Raw genomic sequence first — 1,902 nt, forward strand, 5'->3', positions numbered from 1 at the left:
GCGTCGCCAGCGCCTCGCCTTCCACATCCTCGGCGATGATCAAGAGCGGCTTGCCCGACTGCACCACGGCTTCAAGCACGGGCAGCATCGCTTGCAGGTTGGAGAGCTTCTTCTCGTGGATCAGCACATAAGGCTCATCGAGTTCGACGCGCATCTTGTCCTGGTTGGTGATGAAATAGGGCGAGAGATAGCCGCGGTCGAACTGCATGCCTTCCACGACTTCGAGTTCGGTCTCGGCGGTCTTGGCCTCCTCCACCGTGATGACGCCCTCATTGCCGACCTTCTCCATCGCCTCGGCGAGGAAACGGCCGATCTCGGCATCGCCATTGGCGGAGATGGTGCCTACCTGCGCGATCTCGTCGTTTCGGGTGACCTTGCGGGCATTGGTCTTCAGTTCGGCGACCACCGCATCGACCGCCTTGTCGATGCCGCGCTTCAAATCCATCGGGTTCATGCCCGAGGCAACCGCCTTGGCCCCTTCCCTGACGATCGCCTGTGCAAGCACCGTTGCGGTCGTCGTGCCGTCGCCGGCAAGGTCGTTGGTCTTGGAAGCCACTTCGCGCACCATCTGGGCGCCCATATTCTCGAACTTGTCTTCAAGCTCGATTTCCTTGGCCACGGTGACGCCGTCCTTGGTGATGCGCGGAGCGCCGAACGACTTGTCGATGACGACATTGCGCCCCTTGGGACCGAGCGTCACCTTTACCGCATTGGCAAGGATATCGACGCCGCGCAGCATCTTCTCGCGCGCTTCGGTATGGAATTTCACTTCTTTGGCAGCCATTGGATCACTCCTTTATCTAGGCAGCATTCGTTGACTGGATGGATACGAAGAAGCCGTCAGGCGGCCTTCTTCACTTCGGCGATCTCATCGATGACACCCATCACGTCGCTTTCCTTCATGATGAGCAGGTCCTCGCCGTCGAGTTTGATTTCGGTGCCGGACCATTTGCCGAACAGGATGCGGTCGCCGACCTTGACATCGAGTTCGACAAGCTTGCCGCTGTCGTCGCGCGCGCCGGGACCGACGGCGAGCACTTCACCTTCCTGCGGTTTTTCCTTTGCGGTATCGGGGATGATGATGCCGCCGGAGGTCTTCTCCTCGGCTTCAAGGCGGCGGACCAGAATACGGTCATGCAATGGACGGAACGCCATGTCGTTCTCCTCGTGGACAAACAGGTTTTTGAGGTTCCTCCGCACCGAACCGGCAATATCGGACCGGTGCGGAACGCCCCGACCCTTCGTCAGGCATCGCGGCGCATATCGAGCTAGTTTTGCCGTTTTTCGGTTTCAAGAGACCGGCGAAAAAATTTTTCCATTCGACCAGAAAGGGCGCCAACGCACTGTTATGGCGCGGCTATTTTCGGAACCCCCGAGCTTCTCGCGACGTTGTTTGAAGAGGAACCGATCGTCCCGGCATGGCATCGGGCGAGTTCAATACGGACATCGCGGGCTGGAGGCCTGAACGGAGAGAGAAGGAGAAAGACATGGCCGATACGGTCAGCAGCGAATTCCGCCTGCAAATGGAAGGTTATGGCCTGACGACGGCCGAAATCCACTATCACCTGCCCGATCATCCGAGCCTGCTTCAGCTCTATGTCTGGCAGGACTATGATCTCGCTCCGGCCTTTCCCGAACTCAAGGGCTTTCTCCAATATTGGGAGCGCGAACTCGACGGTCCGCTGCACTCGGTCCGCATTGCTCATCATCGACTCATCCAGCCTTCGGAATGGCGGGCCGTCGAGGGCATCATCACGGTCCACTAGAGGTCTTTGGGACGGACTCCGCTCCTGCTTCGCCCCCGGAGCGACGACGTTGGAGCAAGCTCTTGCCGGCCCCACGCAGCGCCAACAATCTCCGCTCCAGGATTTCCAATTTCCATGTTGTAAAACGATCCTGCCG

General features: G+C 59.1%; 3 protein-coding genes. 1 reads left to right on the forward strand and 2 read right to left on the reverse strand.

Annotated elements, in window-relative coordinates; all coding sequences use genetic code 11:
* Together groEL and groES are read right to left on the reverse strand one after the other, a co-directional pair.
* Nucleotides 1-784, reverse strand: a 784-nt coding sequence (gene groEL / locus EN939_RS32320; protein ID WP_127271603.1) for a chaperonin GroEL, incomplete at its 3' end; no start/stop codon positions are given.
* Between the two features lie 56 nt (nucleotides 785-840).
* Entirely contained in the window at nucleotides 841-1,155 is a 315-nt protein-coding gene (gene groES, locus EN939_RS32325) for a co-chaperone GroES (protein WP_127255658.1), read from the reverse strand.
* 332 nt (nucleotides 1,156-1,487) lie between these two features.
* On the opposite strand from groES, the gene EN939_RS32330 reads away from it, so the two are divergent.
* Nucleotides 1,488-1,766, forward strand: coding sequence for an usg protein (locus tag EN939_RS32330; protein ID WP_127271604.1), 279 nt, complete (start codon nucleotides 1,488-1,490; stop codon nucleotides 1,764-1,766).
* The last annotated feature ends 136 nt before the right edge of the window (nucleotides 1,767-1,902 follow it).

The sequence above is a fragment of the Mesorhizobium sp. M7A.F.Ca.CA.002.05.1.1 genome, assembly GCF_003998335.1.
GTDB lineage: Bacteria > Pseudomonadota > Alphaproteobacteria > Rhizobiales > Rhizobiaceae > Mesorhizobium.

Coding starts and splice junctions, on each gene's coding strand:
- EN939_RS32330 (WP_127271604.1), top strand. CDS start 1,488: ATGGCCGATACGGTCAGCAGCGAATTCCGCCTGCAAATGGAAGGTTAT.
- groES (WP_127255658.1), bottom strand. CDS start 1,155: ATGGCGTTCCGTCCATTGCATGACCGTATTCTGGTCCGCCGCCTTGAA.